At 74.9% G+C, this 21,127-nt stretch carries 5 protein-coding genes; all 5 read left to right on the top strand.

Annotated elements, in window-relative coordinates:
• Nucleotides 1–19: 19 nt before the first annotated feature.
• From ACGFIM_RS22920 to ACGFIM_RS22900, 5 genes are read left to right on the top strand one after another with little or no spacing between them, the layout of a single operon-like run.
• Nucleotides 20–2,725: a condensation domain-containing protein gene (locus ACGFIM_RS22920; protein WP_393203334.1), complete on the top strand. Its 2,706-nt coding sequence runs from the start codon at nt 20–22 to the stop codon at nt 2,723–2,725.
• The gene (locus ACGFIM_RS22915; protein WP_393203332.1) at nt 2,722–8,139 is read left to right on the top strand and encodes an amino acid adenylation domain-containing protein; all 5,418 of its coding nucleotides are present in this window, start codon (nt 2,722–2,724) and stop codon (nt 8,137–8,139) included. Before ACGFIM_RS22920 ends, ACGFIM_RS22915 begins: the two co-directional genes overlap by 4 nt.
• Nucleotides 8,136–17,579, top strand: a complete 9,444-nt coding sequence (locus ACGFIM_RS22910) for an amino acid adenylation domain-containing protein (RefSeq protein ID WP_393203330.1) — start codon at nt 8,136–8,138, stop codon at nt 17,577–17,579. Before ACGFIM_RS22915 ends, ACGFIM_RS22910 begins: the two co-directional genes overlap by 4 nt.
• Entirely contained in the window at nt 17,576–19,351 is a 1,776-nt protein-coding gene (locus tag ACGFIM_RS22905) for an ABC transporter ATP-binding protein (protein WP_393203328.1), read from the top strand. The genes ACGFIM_RS22910 and ACGFIM_RS22905 overlap by 4 nt, the downstream gene beginning before the upstream one ends.
• Complete coding sequence (locus tag ACGFIM_RS22900) at nt 19,348–21,126, top strand: ABC transporter ATP-binding protein (RefSeq protein WP_393203326.1); 1,779 nt, start codon at nt 19,348–19,350, stop codon at nt 21,124–21,126. The genes ACGFIM_RS22905 and ACGFIM_RS22900 overlap by 4 nt, the downstream gene beginning before the upstream one ends.
• Nucleotide 21,127: the final 1 nt, after the last annotated feature.

The raw sequence follows: 21,127 nt of genomic DNA, 5'->3' as shown, positions 1-21,127 counted from the left end.
ACGCATTCCGCATGCCGTGGTGCCGGCGGAATTCATCAGGGTGCGCTCGCTGCCCGTCCTGCCGAGCGGCAAGGTGGACCGCAACGCGCTTCCACCGCCCGGCGCCGTGCCGTTCGAGCCCGGCACGCCGTACGCGCCGCCCGCCACGCCGGTGGAAGAACGCCTCGCCGCGCTGTGGTCGGAGGTCCTCGGCGTTCCCGAGCCCGGCGTCCACGACGGCTTCTGGGCCTCGGGCGGCCAATCCGCGCTCGCCGTGCGGCTGGTGTCCCGGATACGGGCGGAGTTCGGCGTCGAGCTGCCGGTGGCGAGCCTGTTCGACGAGCCCACGATCGCGGGCCTGGCGCGCAGGGTGGCGGCCGCGCCCCGCCAGGCGCCCATGGCGGCCTCCGACGCGGCGGTCCTGTCGTCCGCGCAGCTGCGGCACTGGTTCCTGCAGGCGCTCGACCCGGAGAGCAGCGCGTACACGATCTGCGACGCCGTACGGATCGCGGGCCCGCTGGACGTCGCCGCGCTGGAGCGCGCGCTCGGCGAGATCGTCAGGCGGCACGCCGTCCTGCGCACGCGCTATCCCGCCCGGCAGGGCCGTCCCGTCGCCGAGGTCATGCCCTCGGCGGGCGGCCTGGCCAGGGACGCGCTCGACCACGTGCCGCACGCGAAGCGCGAGCAGGCGCTGCTGCGCCTCGTACGGGCACAGGCGCACCGGCCGTTCGACCTGACCGCCGAGCCGCCGCTGCGGCTGCGCCTGGTGCGGATGGGCGACCGCGACCACGCGCTGATCCTGGTGGCGCACCACATCGCGGCCGACGACGTCGCCTTCACCACCGTCTACCGCGAGCTGGGGCTGCTGTACGCGGCGTTCTCGCGCGGCCTGCCCTCGCCGCTGCCCGAGCCGCCGATCACCTACGGGCAGTACGCGGCGCGCGAGGCCCGCCTCATCGAGCGCGACGAGGAGGAGGCGCTGCGCTACTGGACGCGCGAGCTCGCCCCGGCACGCGACGGCAGGCCGCTGCCCACGGACCTGCCCCGCGGGCCGCGGCGGAGCGGACGCGCCGTCGTCCACCGGGTGCGAGTCCCCGGCCGTACGGCGGCGCGGCTCGAAGCCGCCGCCCGCTCGCACGGCACGACCATGTTCACGATGGCGCTCACCGCCTTCGCCCGGCTGCTCGCCCGCAGGACGGGAGACGACCAGGTCGTCATCGGCGTGCCCTTCGCCAACCGGGTGCACGGCGACGTCGAGGACCTGGTGGGCTGCTTCACCAACCCGGCCGCGCTGCGCGTGGACCTGTCCGGCGGACCGGGCGTGGACGAGCTGGTGTCGCGGGTGCACGGGGCCGTCGCCAGGGCCCACCGCTACCAGCACGTCCCGTACGAGAAGGTCGTGGACGCGCTGCGCACCGCCTGGGGCGTGACCCGGCCGGAGCCGTTCGCCGCCGTGCTCAACGTCATCACCGCCTCCGAGGCGCCGGAGCTGCCCGGCTGCGTCACGAGCCGGATGGACACGAGCGCCACCATCACCACCAAGTACGACCTGACGCTGTACCTGCAGCACGCCCCCGGCGTCCTGCACGGCCATCTCGTCTGCGACGCGGACCTGTTCACCGAGCGCACCGCCGCCGCCCTCGCCGGGGAGTTCGAGTCCCTGCTCGGCGAGGCGGCGGCCGCGCAGCCCGCGAAGGAGCACGCCATGAACGCCACCCCCGGTGACCTGCCCGTCATGCGGCGCAAGGCGGTCGTCCTCGACGCGAGCGACGCCGTGACCATGGGCCCGCTCGCCCCCGACCGGCCACTGCCCCTGGTGGTGACGGCGGCACGGCCGGTGGAGCCCGTCTCGTGGGCCGAGGCGCACCGGGAGGAGCTGGAGCGCCGGCTGCTCGAGTGCGGCGCGATCCTGTTCCGCGGCTTCGGCGTGCGGACGAAGGAGGAGTTCGAGCGGTTCGCGCTGGTGTTCGTCCCCGAGCTGCTGCACTACGTCGAGGGCTCGTCGCCGCGCACCGCGCTGGCGGACGGGGTCTACACCTCCACCGAGTACCCGGCCGGCTACACGATCTCACTGCACAACGAGCTGTCGTACGCGCACACCTGGCCGGGCAAGCTGTTCTTCTTCTGCCAGACGGCCCCGAGCGGCGGCGGCGAGACGCCGATCGCCGACTGCCGCCGGGTGCTGGAGTCGCTGCCCGATGACCTCGTCGCCGCGTTCACCCGCTCCGGCGTCCAGTACGTGCGCAACCTGCGCGACGGCGACGGGCCCGGGCTGTCGTGGCGCGAGGTGTTCGAGACCGCCGACAGGACCTTCGTCGAGCGCTACTGCGCGGAAGGGGACATCGACTTCCGCTGGAAGGACGACGGCGGCCTGTGGACCAGGCAGGTCAGACCGGCGGTGATCCGGCATCCGCGCACGGGCGAGCGGGTCTGGTTCAACCAGGCCGACCAGTGGCATCCCTCCGGCCTCGGCGAGGAGCTGGCCACCGCCATGTCCTCCGTCGCCGGCGAGGCCGGCCTGCCCATCAACGCCCGCTACGGCGACGGCTCGCCGATCGACCCGGCGGACCTCGACGTCGTCCGCAAGACGGCCTGGCAGGCCGCCGTGCGCTTCGCATGGGAGGAAGGCGACATCCTGATGATCGACAACATGCTCGTCTCCCACGGGCGCATGCCCTTCACCGGGCCACGGCGCGTGCTCGTCGCCATGGGAGAGACGGTCCGCCTGGGCGACGTGGCGTCATGAGCGAGCAGATCCAGGGCTATCGTCTCTCCCCCCAGCAGGAACGCCTGTGGCCGTGGGCCGGACGCGACCCCGAGGCGTACTGGACGCAGGCGGTCGCCGCCCTGCCGGGGCCGTTCGACGCGGCGCGGCTGCGCGATGCGCTGGCCGGCGTGGTGGAGCGGCACGAGATCCTGCGTACGAGCCTGCGCACGCTTCCCGGCCTGGCCGACGCCGTCCAGGTCATCGAGGCCGCCACCCCGCCCGAGCTCCGCGACGCCGAGGGCGGCATCGACGACCTGCTCCGCAGGGAGCGCAAGGGGCAGTCGCTCGACACGGCGCCCCTGCTGCGTTGCGCCGTCACGGGCGCACCGGACGGCGGCCGGCGGCTGCTGCTCAGCGCACCGGCGCTCTGCCTCGACGCGACCTCGATGCGCACGGTGGTGCGCGAGCTGCTCGCGCTCTACCAGGGCCGGCGGCCGGAGCCGTCCGAGGCGCCCGTGCAGTACGCCGACTACGCCGAATGGCAGCGCCAGCTCGCCGGGGAGGCGGCGGCCGGGCCGGGCACCGCGGTGACCATCCCGCTTCGGGAGTCGCGCCTGCGGCTCGGACCGGACGACCTGGGCGAGGTCGCCGCCGCCGCCGAGGACCTGGGGGTGCCGCTCCAGGCCTTTCTGGCGGCCTGCTGGCGGGTGGCGCTGCGGGCCGCGTCCCTGGAGAGCGTCGCGGGCGCGCCCCTGATCGCCGCCGTGGACGGCCGCGCGCACCCGCGCCTGGAGACCGCGCTCGGCCTGTACGAGCAGTGGGCCGCGCTGCCCGGCGAGATCGGCGGCGGCGTGACGTTCGACCGGCTGGCCCGCGACATCGGGGACCTGCAGGCCGCCGCCGGGCCGCCCGCGCACGGCTCGCCCGAGGCGGTGGCCTTCGCCTTCCGCTCCACGGCCGGCGAGCCCGCGATCGCCTCGCTGCGCAGCCGTACCGCTCCCGCGAGCCTCGAACTCGCCGTCACGCGGACCGCCGCGGGCTGGGAGGTCCTGCTCGCCTTCGACCCGGAGCGGCACCCCGCCGGCGAGACGGGCCTGCTCGCCGAGCGTTTCGTCCAGGTGGCCCGCGCCGCGGCGGCCGGCCCGTCGATCGCGGTCGCCGCCGTGGACGCCACGACGGACGCCGAGCGCCGCCTGTTCGCGGCCTGCAACGACACGGCGGCCGAGGAGCCCGCCGCATCCGTCCTGGCGCTGTTCGACGCCCAGGCCGCGCGGACCCCGGACGCGACCGCCGTGGTGTGGCCGGGCGGCACGCTGACCTACGCCGGGCTGGCCGATCGGGTCGCGCTCATCGCCGGCGCCCTGTCGGGGGCGGGGGTGCGGCGGGGCGACCTGGTCGCGCTCCGCCTCGGCCGCTCCCCCGACCAGGTGGCCTGCGTGCTGGCCTGCTGGCGGGCGGGCGCGGCCTTCGTGGCGCTCGGCACCGACGACCCGCCCGCCCGCGTCGAGAGCGTCGTACGCGCCGCCGGGTGCCGCCTGGTGGTCTGCGACGCCCGCCACCGCGACCTGGCGGGAGCGGACGTCCTGTGCCTGGACGAGCTGCCGGCGCAGGCGGCGGGAACGCACGCCCGCGACGTGCCGGGGCTCGACGACGTCGCCTACATCGCGCACACCTCGGGCTCAACGGGCACGCCCAACGGCGTGCTCGCCCACCACCGCGGCGTGGCCAACTACCTGCGCTACGTCCTCGACGAGTACGCCATCACCGGCGACGACGTGGTGCTGCAGCAGGCGCCGTTCACGTTCGACGCCTGGCTGCGCGACTGCGTCGCGCCGCTGCTCGCCGGGGCGTCGATCGTGATCGCGACCGAGGAGCAGCGCCTCGACCCGGCGGCCACGGCGGAGGCCGTCGAGCGTCACCAGGTGACCAGGATCCTCCACAGCGTGCCCACGACCCTGCGCGGCCTGGCGGACGCCGCGCTGAAGGCGGGCCGCCGCCTCGACTCGGTCACGACGGTGCTGAGCAGCGGCGAGCCGCTCTTCCGTACCGACTGCGACCGGCTGCGCGCCGCCTTCGGGCCCGGTGTCGCCATCGTCAACCAGTACGGGCCCACCGAGTGCACGATGACCACCACCTTCCACCGGGTGACGGGCGGCGAACCGCACGCCATCCCGATCGGCGGGCCGATCAGGAACGCCAGGGTGTACGTCCTGGACGCCGGCGGCAGGCCCGCGCCCACCGGGGTGACGGGCGAGGTGTGCATCGGCGGCATCGGCGTGGCGTACGGCTACCTCGACCGGCCTGGGCTCACGGCCGAGCGGTTCGTGCCCGACCCGTTCGCCGGACGTCCGGGCGCCCGCATGTACCGCACGGGGGACCTCGCCCGGCGCCTGCCCGACGGGAGCATCGCCCTCCTCGGCCGGATCGACCACCAGATCAAGCTGCACGGGGTGCGCATCGACCCGGGCGAGATCGAGTCGTGCCTGGCGGCGCACGACGCCGTGCGCGAGGCGGCCGTCGTGGCCGTCCCCGGTCCGTCGGGCGGCCTGCTGCTGTCGGCGCACCTCGTCCCGCACGAGCCGGGCGCGCTCGACGCCGATGACGTGGCCGCGTGGGCGGCGGAGCGCCTGCCCGCCCGCCTCGTGCCCGCCCGGTTCGCCGTCACCGGCGCGCTGCCGCGCACCAGGCACGGCAAGGTGGACCGGCGTGCCCTGGCCGAGCAGGCCGCACGCCATGAGCCCGGCGCCTACCTGCCGCCGCGCACGGAGGCGGAGAGCGCCATCGCGCGCGTCTTCGCCGAGACGCTGGGGCTCGACCGGGTCGGCGCCGACGGCCACTTCTTCCGCCTCGGCGGCCACTCGCTGCTCGCCACGAAGGTCGTCTACGAGATCGGCGAGGCGCTCGGCGTGCGGCTGGACCTGCGCAGCATCTTCGACCACCCGACGGTCGCCGGGCTCGCCCGGGTGGCGCAGGCGGCGGAGCCCGGGGCCGCGCCCATCGCCCGGCAGCCCGACCGGCCCGCCCACCCGGTCTCCTTCGCGCAGCGCCGCCTGTGGCTCGCCGACACCCTCGCCGGCACCGGGACGCAGCCCCCGGGCGGGAGCAACGTGCAGATCGTGGCCCGCGCGCAAGGACGGCTGGACGCCGGGACGCTGAGCCGCGCGCTGTCGCTCCTCGTCGAGCGGCACGAGGTGCTCAGGACCGTCTTCTCCCTCGCCGACGGCGAGCCCGTCCAGTCGGTACGGCCGAGCGGCCCGGTCGTGGTGGAGGTCACCGACCTGACCGGGGAGGACGACCACGACGAGCAGGTGCGGCGGATCATCCGCGAGGACGCGCGGACCAGGTTCGACCTGAGCGCGCTCCCGCTGTTCCGCACCCGCCTCATCCGCACCGGCCCTGAGGAGTCGGTGCTGCTGTTCACCCTGCACCACATCGTGATCGACGAGTGGTCGGTCGGCGTGCTGCTGCGCGAGCTGGTGGCGGCGTACCACGCGCTGTCGCAGGGCCGACGGCCCGAGCTGCCCGAACCGCAGGTCCGCTACCTCGACTTCGCGGCCTGGCAGCGCTCGTGGCTGAGCGGCGCGCGGCTGGAGGCGCTGTCGGCGTACTGGCGGAGCCGCCTGGAGGGCGCGCCGCCCGACGTGGCGCTGCCCGCCGACAAGCCGCGCCCGAAGGAGCCCACGCTGAGCGGCGGGCGCGTCACCATGGCGCTGCCCGCCGAGCTCACCGGCGCGCTCGCCCGGCTGGCCGAGGAGCGCGGGGCCACGCTGTTCATGGTGCTGCTCGCCGCCTTCAAGGCGCTGCTGCATCACAGCACCGGCCAGGAGGACCTGGTGGTCGGCTCGCCGATCGCCGGGCGCACCCGGCGGGAGGTGGAGAACGTCGTCGGGTTCTTCGCCAACGTGCTGGTGCTGCGTACCGGCCTGGCCGGCGACCCGGGCTTCGACGAGGTGATCGAGCGGGTCAAGGAGACGGCGCTCGGCGCCTACAGCCACCAGGACATGCCGTTCGAGAAGGTCGTGGAGATGCTCGGCCCCGAGCGTGTGGCGCACCGCATCCCCCTCGCCCGGGTGTGGTTCGTGCTGCACAACACGCCGATGCCGGCGCTGGAGGCGCCCGGGCTCAGGCTCACGCTCCAGGAACGGCCGAGCGACCTGACCACGTTCGACCTCAACCTCGCGCTGACCGAGACCGAGTCGGGTCTGGTGGCGGCGCTCGCCTACAGCGACGACCTGTTCCACCCGTCCACCGCCGAACGCCTGCTGCACGAGTACCGGCGGCTGCTGGAGGCGGTCGTGGACGACCCCGGGATCAGGCTGAGCGACCTGCGGCGGCACGTGACGCGCAGCGGGCGGAAGGAGCGATTGATGACGTACAAGCGGCAGGCCGAGTCCGGCGCCAGGAGCTTCGCCGCCGTGAAGGCGAAGAAGGTGCGGCCGGTCCGGGTCACCGGCGACTCGCTGGTCCGCGCCGAGCCGATGGGCCCGGGGCCCTCGCAGCCCCTGGTGATCACACCGTCGGGCGGCGGGCTCGCGCTGCGCGAGTGGGTCCCGGCCAACCGCGAGCCGCTGGCCGGGCACCTGCGCACGCGCGGCGCGGTGCTGCTGCGCGGCTTCGACGTGGCGGACGCGGCCGCATTCGAGCAGGTGGTGGAGGCGTACTCACCGCGGACGCTGGACTACTACGAACGCTCCACGCCCCGGCAGGAGGTCGGCGGCAAGGTCTACACCTCCACCGAGTTCCCGCCCGAGCGGCACATCCCGCTGCACAGCGAGAGCGCCTACTCCTACTACTGGCCGATGACGCTGTGGTTCTGCTGCATCACGCCCGCGAGCGAGGGCGGCGCCACCCCCATCGCCGACACGCGCGAGCTGCTCAGGCTGCTCGGTCCCGGCCTGCGGGAGCGGCTGGCCGAACGCAAGGTCATGTACATCCGCAACTACCACGACGGGTTCGACATCCCCTGGCAGGTGGCGTTCCAGACCGAGGACCCCGAGGTGGTCGCCGCGTACTGCCGCAGGACCGGCATGGAGTGGGAGTGGCTGCCCGGCGGCAGGCTGCGGACCCGCCAGGTGCTGGACGCGATCGTCACCCACCCGGACACCGGCGACGAGGTGTTCTTCAACCAGGTGCACGCCTACCACATCTCGTCGCTCGACCCCGAGACGCGGGCCGCGGTGAGCGAGATGTTCCCACCCGACGACCTGCCCAGGGACGTCAGGTACGGCGACGGCACCCCGTTCACCGCGGCCGAGCTGGAGGAGATCCGCCGCGCCTACGAGCAGGCCACGGTCGCCTTCCCCTGGCGGCGCGGTGACGTGATGGCGCTCGACAACATGCTCATGGCGCACGGGCGGGAACCGTACCGGGGGCTCCGCAAGGTCGTCGTCGCCATGTCCGACCCGTACGACCGGCAGAAGCTGCGCGAGAAGCTCGGAGAGGTGACCGCATGACGGCGTCCGGTGACACGGTGGTCGAGGGCTACCGGCTCTCCGCCCAGCAGGCCGCCCTGTGGCTGGAAGGCCACCGCGCGGCCACGGTCGGCTGCACGATCAGGCTGACCGGAGACCTCGACGTGGACACCCTGCGCGCGGCGGTCGAGCACGTGGTGCGCGAGCACGAGATCCTGCGCACCGCGTTCCGCCGCCTGCCCGCCATGACGCTCCCGCTCCAGGTCGTGGACGAGACGCTGCTGGAGACGGGGCCGGTCCGCTGGCTCGGCGACGGGCCGGGCGGACGCCTGGACCGTGGGGCCGAGGCCGAGACGGGCCCCACGGTGCGGGCCCGGCTCACCGGCGGGCCCGGCTCGCCGTGGACGCTGGAGCTGCGGCTGCCCGCGCTGAACGCGGACGCCCGCACCCTGCTCCACCTCGCCTCCGCCGTCTGCGCCGCCTACCGCGACCTGCGCGCCGGGCGGCGGCCGCAGGAGGCCGAGGTGCAGTACGCGATGTTCGCCGAGTGGCAGCACGAGGTGGCCGCCGGCGGCGACGCGCAGGAGGGCCGCCGCTACTGGGAGGAGTACGCCGCCCGGCACGCCCCGCTCCCCTGGCCGCTCGCCACCACGCCCGAGCCGGCCCGGCCACCGCTCGCCAGCACACCCGAGCCGGCCCGGCCACCGCTCGCCACCGCGCCCGCACCGGATGCGCCGGCCCCCTCGCCGCCCGCCGCCGCCTCCGGCGCGCCGCCTGCGGCCGTGTCGCTGCCCCCGGAGACGGTGGCGCTGCTCGGCCGCTACGTGAAGGACACCGGCACGGAGCCGTTCGCGGTGCTGCTGGCCGCCTGGACGGCGCTGGTCTCGCGCATGTCCGGCGGCCGCGAGACCGTCACGTACGCGGTCTTCGACGGCCGGGCGTTCGAGGAGCTGCGGGACGCGCCCGGCCCGTACTCCCACCGCCTGCCCGTGGCGAGCGGCGCCGGGCACGACCGCACGTTCGACGACGTGGCGGGCGAGGTCTCCGAGGTGCTCAGCGGCCACGGCACCTGGCTCGCGCACGCGCCCGCCGAGGCCGCCGACCGCGCCATGGTCGCCGAATACCTCGACTGCCCGGAGCGCTTCGACCTCGGCGCGGCCGAGGCCGTGGTCACCCGGCTGGACACCCGGCTGCCCGGCGAGCGGCTCCGCCTGACCTGGCGTGACGCGGAGGGCTCGCTGGTCGTGGAGGCCGCCTACGACCCGGCCGCCGCCTGCAGGGCCGACGCCGAGCACCTGCTGGAGACGTACGCGACGTTCCTGCACGCCGCGCTGGCCGCACCGGGCAGGCCGATCGGCGAGCTCGCCTGGCTCGGCGAGCGGCAGCGGCGCGAGCTGCTGGGCGCGGCGGGCCCGCCGCGCACGGCCCGCGCCTTCACGCCGTTCACCAGGCTCTTCGAGGAGCAGGCGCGGCGCTCCCCCGGCGCGGTGGCCGTCCGGTGCGGCGGCGATGCGCTCACCTACGCCGGGCTCAACGGCGCGGCCAACGCGCTCGCGGCACGGCTGCGCGAGCGGGGGCTCGGCAGGGGGTCGGCGGTCGCGATCTGCCTGGAGCCGTCGATCCCGTGGCTGGTGTCGGCGCTCGGCGTGCTCAAGGCGGGCGCCGCGTTCGTGCCGGTCGATCCCGGCGATCCGGCCGAGCGGCAGGCGTTCATCGTGCGGAACGCGGCGTCGGCCGCCGTCATCGGCGGCCCGCACCTCGCGGGGCTGCTGCCCGGCGACGTCGTCCACCTGCCGGTGGTGGAGCCCGCGGACGGCGCGTGGCCGGATCCTGACGGCACGGTCACGGCGGCGGACGCCGCCTACGTCATCCACACCTCGGGCTCGACGGGCGTGCCCAAGGGGGTGGTCGTCGAGCACGGCGGCCTGGCGTCGTACCTGGACTGGGCCAACGAGGCCCTGGTCGGAGACGTCGCGGTGCCAGCGCTGTCGCGTCCGACGTTCGACGCCTCGCTCAAGCAGCTCCTCGCGCCGCTGGCGCGCGGCGGCACGGTCTGGCTCCTCCCGCCGGAGACCGCCGCCGATCCCGCGGCGATCCACGCGGCGCTGTGCGAGCACCCCGGCCCGCTGGCCGTCAACTGCGTGCCGTCGCTGTGGCAGGCCCTGCTCGAAGCCGCCGGGCCCGACCGGGGCGACGGCCTCAAGGGCAGGCTCGTCCGCGTCCTGCTCGGCGGCGAGGCTCTGCCGGAGCCGCTGGCCGAGCGCACCCGCGAGCTGCTGCCCGATGTGGAGATCTGGAACCTGTACGGCCCCACGGAGGCGACGGCGAACGCCACGGCGGGCTCCGTCGTCCCCGGCGACCGCGTCACGATCGGGCGGCCGATCGCCGGCACCAGGGTCTACCTGCTCGGCCGCGACCTCGAGCCGGTGCCCTTCGGCGCTCCCGGCCGCCTCTACATCGGCGGTGACGGCGTGGCCCGGGGGTATGCGGGCAGGCCGGCCGAGACGGCGGCCAGGTTCGTCCCCGACCCGTTCTCCGGCGAACCCGGCGCCCGCCTGTACGACACGGGCGACATCGCCCGCCTGCTGGCCGACGGGCGCCTTGAGTTCCTGGGCCGCGACGACCTGCAGGTCAAGCTGCGCGGCTTCCGCATCGAGCTGGAAGGGGTGGAGGCGGGCCTGCGCAGGGTGCCGGGCGTGCGCGACGCCGCCGTGACGCTCACCGAGGGCGACGGCGGCGACCGGCGGCTCGCCGGCTACCTCGTGCCCGAGCCCGGCGCCCGGCTCACCGTCTCCGGCGTGCGCGAGCACGCCCGCCGCCTGCTGCCCGACTACATGGTGCCCGCCGTGCTGACCGTGGTCGGCGCGCTGCCGCTGACGCCGACCGGCAAGGTGGACCGCGCGGCGCTGCACGCGCCGCAGGGCCAGGAGCCGGCCGCCGTCCAGGGGCCCGCCGCCCCGCGCAGCCTCGTCGAGGACCAGCTCATCGGCATCTGGAGCATGGTGCTCGGCCGCCCGGAGGTCCACCCCGGCGACGACTTCTTCGCGCTGGGCGGCCACTCGCTGCTCATCGTCCGCCTGATGGCGCGCGTGCACGACGTCTTCGGCGTGGAGCTGTCGCCGCGCACCATGTTCTCCGCCCCCACGCTGCGGGAGTTCGCCCGGGTGGTGGAGCAGGCGATGGCGCGGCGGCGCGGCGCGTCTGCCCCGGCGATCACACCGGTCCCCAGGACGCCCGCGCCGCCGCTGTCGTTCGAGCAGCAGCGGATGTGGATCCTGGAGCGGCTGCAGCCCGGCAGCCCCCGCTACAACGTGATCGCCGCCCGCCGCATCGCCGGCACCGTGGACGAGGACGCCGTGCGCGCGAGCCTCGCCGCGATCGCAGCCAGGCACGAGGTGCTGCGCACCGGGTTCGCCGACTCCGGCGGGCAACCCCGCCTGGTGATCCGCGAGCAGGTGGAGGTGCCGTTCGCGGTGGTCGAGAGCGAGGAGGCGATCAGGCGCCTCGCCGACGAGCCCTTCGACCTCGCCGCGCCGCCGCTGCTGCGCGCCGCCCTGCTGCGCGCCGGCCCGCAGGAGGCCGTGCTGGTGCTGGTGGTCCACCACATCGTCTGCGACGGCTGGGCCAAGTCCGTGCTGTTCGCCGAGTTCGCCGAGCTGTACCGGGCGGCGCTCACCGGCGATGCGCCCGACCTGCCCGAGCTGCCGGTGCAGTACGCCGACTTCGCCGCCTGGCAGCGCGACCGGCTCGGCGACGAGGTCCTGGCCGGGCAGCTCGCCTACTGGCGCGACCGGCTGGCGGACGCGCCGGTGCTGCGCCTTCCCACCGACCGCCCGCGCACGCCGCACCGCCGCCACGAAGGCGCGGCGGTGCGCGGCAAGCTGCCCGCCGAGACCTCCGGCGCCCTGCGCAGGCTGGCCGTCGAGCACGGCGCGACGCTGTTCATGACCGCCTTCGCCGCCTTCACCGTGCTGCTCTCCCGCTACTCGGGCCAGCGGGACATCGTGGTCGGCACGCCCGTGGCCAACCGCAACCGGGTGGAGCTTGAGCGGCTGGTCGGGTTCTTCGTCAACACCGTGCCCCTGCGTACGGATCTGTCCGGCGACCCCACCTTCGCCGAGCTGCTCGGCCGGGTGCGCGAGGCGGCGCTGGGCGCGTACGCGAATCAGGACGTGCCGTTCGAGCGGATCGTCGAAGAGCTGCGCCCGGCCCGCGACCCGTCGATCACCCCGATCTTCCAGGCCATGTACGTGCACGTCCCGCCGGGTGACGGCGAGGTGCCGCTCGGCGGCGGCACGACCCTGCTGCCGCACGCCGTCGAGACCCGCACCGCCCTGTTCGACGTCACGCTCTCGGTGCTGGAGGAGCCGGACGGCCTGGACCTCTACCTCAACTACGACACCGAGCTGTTCGACGAGGTCACCGCCCGGCGCATGCTCGACCATCTGGAGCTGCTGCTGGAGGCGATCGCCGACGACCCGGAGCGGCGGTTGTCCGCGCTGCCCGCGCTCACGCCCGGCGACCGGGACCTGCTGGAGTCGTGGCGGGCGCCCCGGCCGGAGGCCTCTGGAGAGTGCCTGCACCGGCTCATCGAGGCGCAGGCCGAGCGGACGCCCGACGCCGTCGCGGTCGCCTTCGCGGGCGGCTCGTGGACGTACCGGGAGCTGAACGAGCGCGCCAACCGCCTGGCGCACCGGCTCATCGCGCTCGGGGTGGGGCCGGAGGAGCTGGTCGCCGTGTGCGCGGAGCGCTCGCCCGAGCTGATCGCCGGCCTGCTCGCGGTGCTGAAGGCGGGCGGCGGCTACGTGCCCGTGGACCCGGACGACCCCGCCGAGCGCGTGGCCGCGCTCCTGGCCGAGGTCTCGCCGGTTCTCACGCTGGCCGACCGGCGGGGCCGCGAGAAGGCGGCGGCGTGGGCGGGCCTGACGCTGTCGCTGGACAGCGGCACGCCCCACGGCCCCGCGGCGAACCCGGACGTGGCGGTCTCACCGGACAACGTCGTCTACGCGATCTTCACCTCGGGATCGACCGGCAGGCCCAAGGCCGCCGTCAACACCCACAGGGCGGTCTGCAACGAGCTGCACCGCATGCGGGACGCGCACCGCATCGACGCCTCCGACGCGGTGCTGCTCAAGACCCGCTTCACCTTCGACGTGTCGGTGTGGGAGCTGTTCTGGCCGCTGACGGCGGGGGCCGGGATCGTGGTGACCGAGCCGCGCGGGCACCTGGACCCGTTCCATCTGGCCCGGGTCATCGAGGAGTACGGCGTCACGATCGCGCAGTTCGTCCCGACCATGCTGCGGGCGTACCTCGACGCGGGCGCGGGCGGGCTGGACCGGCTCCGCACCGTGCTGTGTATCGGCGAAGCGCTGCCCCAGGACCTCCAGGACCGCTTCCTCGCCCGGTATCCGGGCGTGCGGCTGGTCAACCTGTACGGTCCCGCCGAGGCCGCCATCCACGTCACCGACTGGGAGTGCCGGCCCGGCGTGCCCGTGTCGCTCGGCGCGCCGATCCCCGGCACGGCCGTCCACGTGCTCGATTCCGACCTGCGGCCGGTGCCGGTGGGCGTGCCCGGCGAGCTGTATCTCGGCGGCACCTGCCTGGCCAGGGGGTATCTCGGCCGGCCCGCACTGACCGCCGAGCGGTTCGTCCCCGACCCGTTCTCCGGCGTCCCCGGTGCGCGTCTCTACGCCACCGGTGACCTCGCCCGCTACCGGAACGACGGCACCCTGGAGTTCCTGGGGCGCGCCGACCACCAGCTCAAGATCAGGGGGCATCGCGTCGAGCCCGGCGAGGTCGAGGCGGCGCTCATGCGGCTGCCGGAGGTCGGCGAGGCCCTGGTCGTGCCGTACGACGGCGGCGGCGATGTGATCCTCGCCGCGTACGTCACGCCCGCAGGCGGGGCCGCGCCGTCCGTGCCGAGCATCCTGCGGCGGCTCCGGCGCACGCTGCCCGGCCATCTCGTGCCCGGCGCGGTCACCGTCCTGCCCGGCCTGCCCCGCACGCCGAACGGGAAGCTGGACAGGAAGGCCCTCCCCGACCCGGTGCCGGCGGGCGAGCGGACCTCCGGCGAAGCGCCGCGCGACGAGGTGGAGACGCGGCTCGCCGAGATCTGGCGCGACCTGCTCAACGTCGGCTCCGTCGGCCTCGGCGACGACTTCCTCGCGCTCGGCGGCCACTCGCTGCTGATGATCCGGCTCGCGTCCCGGGTCAGGGACGCCTTCGGCGTGGAGCCGAGCCCGCTCGACGTGCTGGAGTCCAGGACGCTGGCCGGGTACGCCGAGCGGATCAGGCGGCTGACCGGCGCGCCGCCGCCGCAGGAGCCCGGGGACGCGGCGGACGGCGAGCTCAGCCACGCGCAGCGGCGGCTGTGGTTCGTCAGCCGCATGCAGCCGGACGACCCGGTCTTCACCATGGCCGAGGCGTGGCGCATCGACGGGGACTTCGATCCCGGCGTCGCCGAGCGGGCCGTCGCCGCCGTCGTGGCCAGGCACGACGTGCTGCGGTCGGCGTTCACCTCCTCCGGCGGCGTGCCGCGGGTGCGGATCGAGCCGTCGGTCACCGTGCCGCTCCAGGTCGCCGACCTGCGGGAGCGGCCCGGCGACGCCGAGGAGTGGCTGCGTGATTTCGCCGCGACGCCGTTCGACATCGAACGCGCTCCCCTGCTGCGCGTCGCCGCGGCCCGCACCGGGGAGACGTCGTGGATCCTCGCCGTGGCGCTGCACCACATCGTGGGCGACGCCTGGTCGCTCGACGTGCTCATCGGCGACCTCGTCCAGGCCTACCGGCGGATCGCCGAGGGCGGCGCGGAACCGCCCCCGCTGCCCGCCCAGTACGCCGACTTCGTCGCCTGGCAGCGCGACCGGCTCCAGGGCGGCGAGCTGGACCGGCAGCTCGGCTTCTGGCGGCGCGCCCTGGACGGCGCGCCCGGCCTGCGCCTGCCCACCGACCGGCCCAGGCCGGAGACCGCCCGCCACCGGGGCGACCGGGTCCGCCTGACCCTGCCGCCCCCGGTGCTGGAGGCGCTGCGTGAGCTGTCGGTACGGCTGGGCGCGACCATGCACATGTCCACGCTGGCCGCGTTCTTCGCGCTGCTCGGCCGCTACAGCGGGCAGGACGACTTCACCGTGGGCGGCGTGGTCACCAACCGGGCGAGGTCGGAGTTCGAGCCGCTGATCGGCTGCTTCGTCAACGCGGTCACGTTCCGCGCCGACCTGTCGGGCGACCCGACGTACCGCGAACTCATCGGCCGGGTCCTGGCGACCGCCCGCGAGGTCTACGCGAACCAGGACATCCCCTTCGAGAAGCTGGTGGAGGAGCTGCGGCCCGCGCGGGACCGCTCCCGCGCGCCCCTGTTCCAGGTGCTGTTCATGTACGCGGCCGGCACCGGAACCCCGCTCGACCTGCCGGGCGCCACCGTACGGCCGCTGGAGCTCTACAACGGCACCGCCCTGTACGACCTGCGGCTGCTGGCCGGCGAGGACGAGCAGGGCCTGCACCTGCTGCTCACCTACGACCGCGACCTGTTCGACCGGGAGACGGCCGAGCGCATGCTGGCCGGCTTCGCGGCGCTGCTGGAGTGCGCCGTCCGGCAGCCCGACGTGCCGCTGTCGCGGCTGCCGTGGCCGCCGTGCGACCAGCTGCCCGCCGCATGGACCCCGTCCGAGGAGCCGGACATCGGCGAGCCCGTCCACCAGGTGATCCGCGCCAGGGCGGCGGCCACGCCCGGCGCCCCCGCGGTCACCCACGGCGGCAGGACGCTGAGCCATCGGGAGCTGGACGGGCTCGCGGGCAGGCTGGCGGCCCGGCTGCGGGCGCACGGCTGCGGCCCCGGCTCCGTGGTGGGGATCCTGATCGAGCGCTCGCCCGAGCTCGTCGCCGGGATCCTCGCGATCCTGCGTACGGGCGCGGCGTACCTGCCGCTCGACCCCGGCCACCCGCCCGAGCGCATCCGGTTCGTCATCGCGGACGCCGCACCCGCCGCGGTGCTCACCACGCGCGGCCTCGCCGCCACGGTACGGGACCTGACCCCCGCGATCATCGAAGCCGACACCGCCGGCCCCGGTCCGGCCCCCGAGGACGCCGCGGAGCCCGTCCCGGCGCCGGGAGAGGCCGCCGTGCCGCTGGACGCGCCCGCGTACGTCATCTACACCTCCGGCTCCACCGGGCAGCCCAAGGGCGTCGTGGTCTCGCACCGCGCGCTCGCCGCCTCGACGGCGGCCCGGCTGCGCTACTACCGCGACCCCGTGGGCGCCTTCCTGCTGGTCTCCCCGGCGGCGTTCGACAGCTCGGTGGCGGGCCTGTTCTGGACGCTGGCCACCGGCGGCCGGCTGGTGCTCCCCGGCGAGGCCGCCCCCGGAGAGCTCGCCGCGATCATCGAGCGGGAGCGCGTCTCGCACCTGCTGGCCGTGCCCTCGCTCTACGGCGCGCTGCTCGGCTGCGCGGCGCCCGAGCAGCTGGCCTCGCTGCGCACGGTGATCGTGGCCGGGGAGGCGGTGCCGTCCCGGCTGCTGGCCGCGCACCACGAGCGGGTGCCCGGCGCGACGCTCTACAACGAGTACGGCGTGACGGAGGCCGGCGTGTGGAGCTCGGTCTGGACGTCACCGCCGGGAGCCGTGCCCGATCCGGTCCCGGCGGGCCGGCCCATCGCGGGCACCCGGCTGTACGTGCTGGACCGGCACCTCGCCCCGGTGCCCGCAGGAGGCGCCGGCGAGCTCTACATCGCCGGTGCGGGGCTCGCGCAGGGGTATCTGGGCCGTCCCGCGCTGACGGCGGAGCGGTTCGTGCCCGATCCGTTCTCCGAGACGCCCGGCGCGCGCATGTACCGGACCGGTGACCTGGTCCGCGTGCTGCCCGGCGACGGCCTGGTGGTGCTGGGCAGGATCGACAACCAGGTGAAGGTGCACGGCCACCGGATCGAGCCGGAGGAGGTCGAGGCCGCGCTGCGGACCCACCCGGGGGTGCGCGCGGCCGTGGTGGCCGCCGCCGAGGACGGCCTGGTCGCCTACGTGGTGCCCGAGCCCGGCCCAGCGGGTCGCGGCGGAGCCCCGGCGGCCACCCGGCCTGGCGATGCCGAGCTGCGCGAGCATCTCCGCGCGCGGCTGCCCGCGCCCATGGTGCCGGGCGTCTACATGACGCTGGACGAGCTGCCGCTCACCCCGAACGGCAAGATCGACCGCGCCGCGCTCCCCGAGCCCGGCTCCGTCGCGCGACCGGCGTACGAGGCGCCGCGCGACGAGCTGGAGGAGGAGATCGCCGCGGTCTGGGCCGAGCTGTTCGAGCTGCCCCGGGTCGGCGTCCACGACGACTTCTTCGCGCTCGGCGGCCACTCGCTGCTGGCGCTGCAGGTCATCGCGAGGATCGAGGACGCGTTCGAGGCGAGCCTGCCCCTGCACGTCCTCTTCGAAGCGCCCACCGTCGCGGAGCTGGCCACCCGCGTGGAGCAGGCGCTCGCCCAGCGCCTCGGCGAGGACCGCCCATGACGCTCCTGGACGCGGGAACGCGTCCTGGCGGCGGCACCCCGCCCTCCCAGTGGTCGCTGTTCACCACCTACGCCCGCCCGCAGCGGCGGCGGCTCGCGATCCTCGGCGCGGTGCTCCTGGCCGGCACCCTCCTGCAGGTGGGCGCGCCACAGATCGTCCGCTCCTACATGGACCACGTGGGCGACGGCCTGACCGGGCCGCTCGTCGCCGCCGCGCTCGCCTACCTCGTGACCGCGTTCGTGCTGCAGGCGGTCAAGGTCACCTCCAGCTACATCGGCGAGAAGGCCGCGTGGTCCATGACCAACGAGCTGCGGCTGGACCTGACCAGGCACTGCATGGAGCAGGACATCCGCTTCCACCGCGAGCACACGCCCGGCGAGCTGATCGAGCGGGTGGACGGCGACGTGACGGCCCTTGCGGGCTTCCTGTCCAGCGCCCTGCTGCTCATCCTCAGCAACGCGCTGCTGCTCGCCGGCATCTTCACCTCGCTGTTCCTCACCGAGTGGCGCATCGGGCTGGCCCTGCTGATCTACGCGATCTGCGCCGTGACCGTGCTCGCGAAGGTGCGCGACATCGCGGTGGACGCGTGGAACTCGGCGCGGGAGTCCAGCGCGCGGCTGTTCGGCTTCGTGGAGGAGCGGCTGTCGAGCACCGAGGAGACCCGCGGCAACGCCGCGGAAGGGCACGTGCTCGGGCGGCTGTCCGGCCTCACCGGCGACGTCCTGACCTGGCAGCGCCGCGCCAGGGTGCGCTCCAACCTCATCTTCCTCTGGCTGCACGGCCTCTACCTCGTCGGGTACGGCGCGGCGCTGGCCGTGGGCGCCTACCTCTACGTGCACGGCGAGGCCACGATCGGCACCGTCTACCTCGTCGTCGCCTACACCAACGCGATCTACACGCCGATTCACGAGGTGCGCATGCAGATCCAGGACCTCCAGCGGGCCAACGCGAGCGCGCGGCGGGTCGCCGAGCTGTTCGCGAGCCGGCCGTCGGTCACCGACGGGCCGGGGGCGGAGCTGCCCGGCGGCGCGGCGCCGGCGGTGGAGTTCGACCGGGTCTCCTTCGCCTACGGGCAGGATGCGCCCCGGGTGCTGCACGACCTGTCGTTCCGGCTCGAACCCGGCACCGTGCTCGGCGTGCTCGGGCGTACCGGCAGCGGCAAGACGACCGTCGCCAGGCTCGTCGCCCGCATGTACGACCCCACGGAGGGCGCCGTCCGCGTGGGCGGGGTGGACATCCGCGAGCTGCGCCAGGAGGAGCTGCGGCGCAGGGTCGGCATCGTCACCCAGGACGTCCAGCTCTTCCACGGCAGCCTGCGCGACAACCTGGCGCTCTTCGACACCGGCATCGACGACGAGCGGATCATCGCCGCGATCGACCGGCTGGGCATGGGCGACTGGCTGTCGCGCTTCCCCGACGGCCTGGACACCGTCATCGAGTCCGGCGGACGCGACCTGTCGGCGGGCGAGGCGCAGCTGCTGTCGCTGTGCCGGCTGCTGCTGCGCGACCCCGGCGTGGTCATCCTGGACGAGGCGTCGTCGCGCCTGGACGCGGCCACGGAACGCATGCTCGGCCGGGCGTTCGCCGAGCTGTTCCGCGGGCGCACCGCCATCGTGATCGCGCACCGGCTCACCACGCTCGCCCACGCCGACCAGGTCATGATCCTGGAAGACGGCCGGATCGCCGAGCACGGGCCGCGTACCCGTCTCATGGACGACCCCGGATCCCGCCTGTCCCGGCTCATGCGCGACATCTCCGAGGATCAGCGGTGAAGACGCTCCGGCTCACCTGGCGGCTGGCCGCCCGCAGGCGGTGGATCCACCTCGGCCTGCTGTGCTGCCTCGGCCTGTTCATCGTCGGCCGGCTCGTGCCCGGCGCCATGGAACGCGCCTTCTTCGACTCGCTCACCGGCTCGGCCGCCGCCGCCATGAGCCCGTGGGCGATCGTCGCGCTCATGGTCGGCCTGGAGCTGGGCCGGCTGATGCTGTCGCTGGGCGCGGCCGTCACGGACGTCACCGCGCAGTACTCGGCGGCCGGGCTCGTCCAGGGCAACCTCATGCGGCGGGTGCTGCGGCGGCCCGGCGCCGTCGCGCTCAAGGACGCGCCGAGCGCGGCGCTCAGCCGCTTCCGCGACGACGTCCAGGACATCATCGTCTTCCTCACCGCACCCGTCACCCTCATCGGGACGCTGGTGTTCTCCGTGCTCGCGGTGTGGATGATGATCCAGATCAACCTGCGGCTCACGCTCATCGTGGTGCTGCCGCTGGTGGCGGTCATCGCCGCGGCCACCATCGCCAGCAACCGCGTGCGCCGCTACCGCGAGGACAGCCGCAAGGCCACCGCGACCATCACCGGGTTCCTCGGCGAGATCTTCGACGCCGCCCAGGTCATCAAGCTCCTCGGCGCCGAGTCCCACATGCTGCGCCGCTTCCGCAGGCTCAACGACGAGCGGCAGCGGGCGGCGGTCAAGGACGGCGTCTTCAGCCAGGTGCTCGACTCGATCTTCTACAACGCCGTGGACCTCGGGATCGGGCTGGTGCTGCTGCTCGCCGCCGCGCCGATGGTCGGCGGCTCCTTCACCGTCGGCGACTTCGCGCTCTTCGACTACTACCTGTTCTTCGTCACCCGGCTGCCGCTCAGCATCGGCCAGATCCTCGTGCAGTACCGGCAGGCGTCCGTGGCCACCGACCGGCTGCTCGCGCTGGCCGGCACGGACGACCCGGCCGAGCTGACGCAGACGGCCGGCGGCGACGGCGGGCCGAGGCGCGCGGCCGTCGGCGACGACGGCGGGCCGGCCCGGCAGGAGGCCGAGCCGCTGCGCGAGCTGAAGGTGTCGGGGCTGAGCTACCGCTACCCCGGCTCCGGCGGCGGCATCACGGACATCGACCTGGTGCTCGAACGCGGCACGCTCACCGTGCTGACCGGCCGCGTCGGCTCGGGCAAGACCACGCTGCTGCGCGCCCTGCTCGGGCTCGTGCCCGGCACCGGGACGATCATGTGGAACGGCACGCCCGTCGAGGACCCCGCCACGTTCTTCGTGCCGCCGCGCTCGGCGTACACCGCGCAGGTCCCCCGGCTGTGCAGCGACTCGGTCAAGGAGAACATCCTGCTCGGCCTGCGCGAGGAGGACGTGGACCTGCCCGGCGCGCTCAGATCCGCGGTGCTGGACCAGGCAGAAGTCGGCCTGGACACCATGGTCGGGCCGCGCGGGGTCAAGCTCTCCGGCGGCCAGGTGCAGCGCGTCGCGCTGGCCAGGATGTTCGTCCGCGACTGCGACCTGTACGTGATCGACGACCTCGCCAGCGCCCTCGACGCCGGCACCGAGCGCGTCCTGCTGGACCGCCTGGGCGAGCGGCGCGGCGGCACGTTCCTGGTCGCCTCGCACCGGCCCCGCGTGCTGGAACGCGCCGACCGGATCATCGTGCTGCGCGACGGCGCGGTGCACGCCGAGGGCACGCTGCGGGAGCTGCTCGAGCGGTCCGAGGAGATGCGCGAGCTGTGGCTGGAGTACGTCAAACGAGCCGGCGACGAACCGGCCGGGAGGTGAG

It is taken from the genome of Nonomuraea sp. NPDC049309 (assembly GCF_043196965.1).
GTDB lineage: Bacteria > Actinomycetota > Actinomycetes > Streptosporangiales > Streptosporangiaceae > Nonomuraea > Nonomuraea fastidiosa.
The sequence above is the reverse complement of the archived record's forward strand: the minus strand, read 5'-3'. Positions and strand labels throughout refer to the sequence as shown.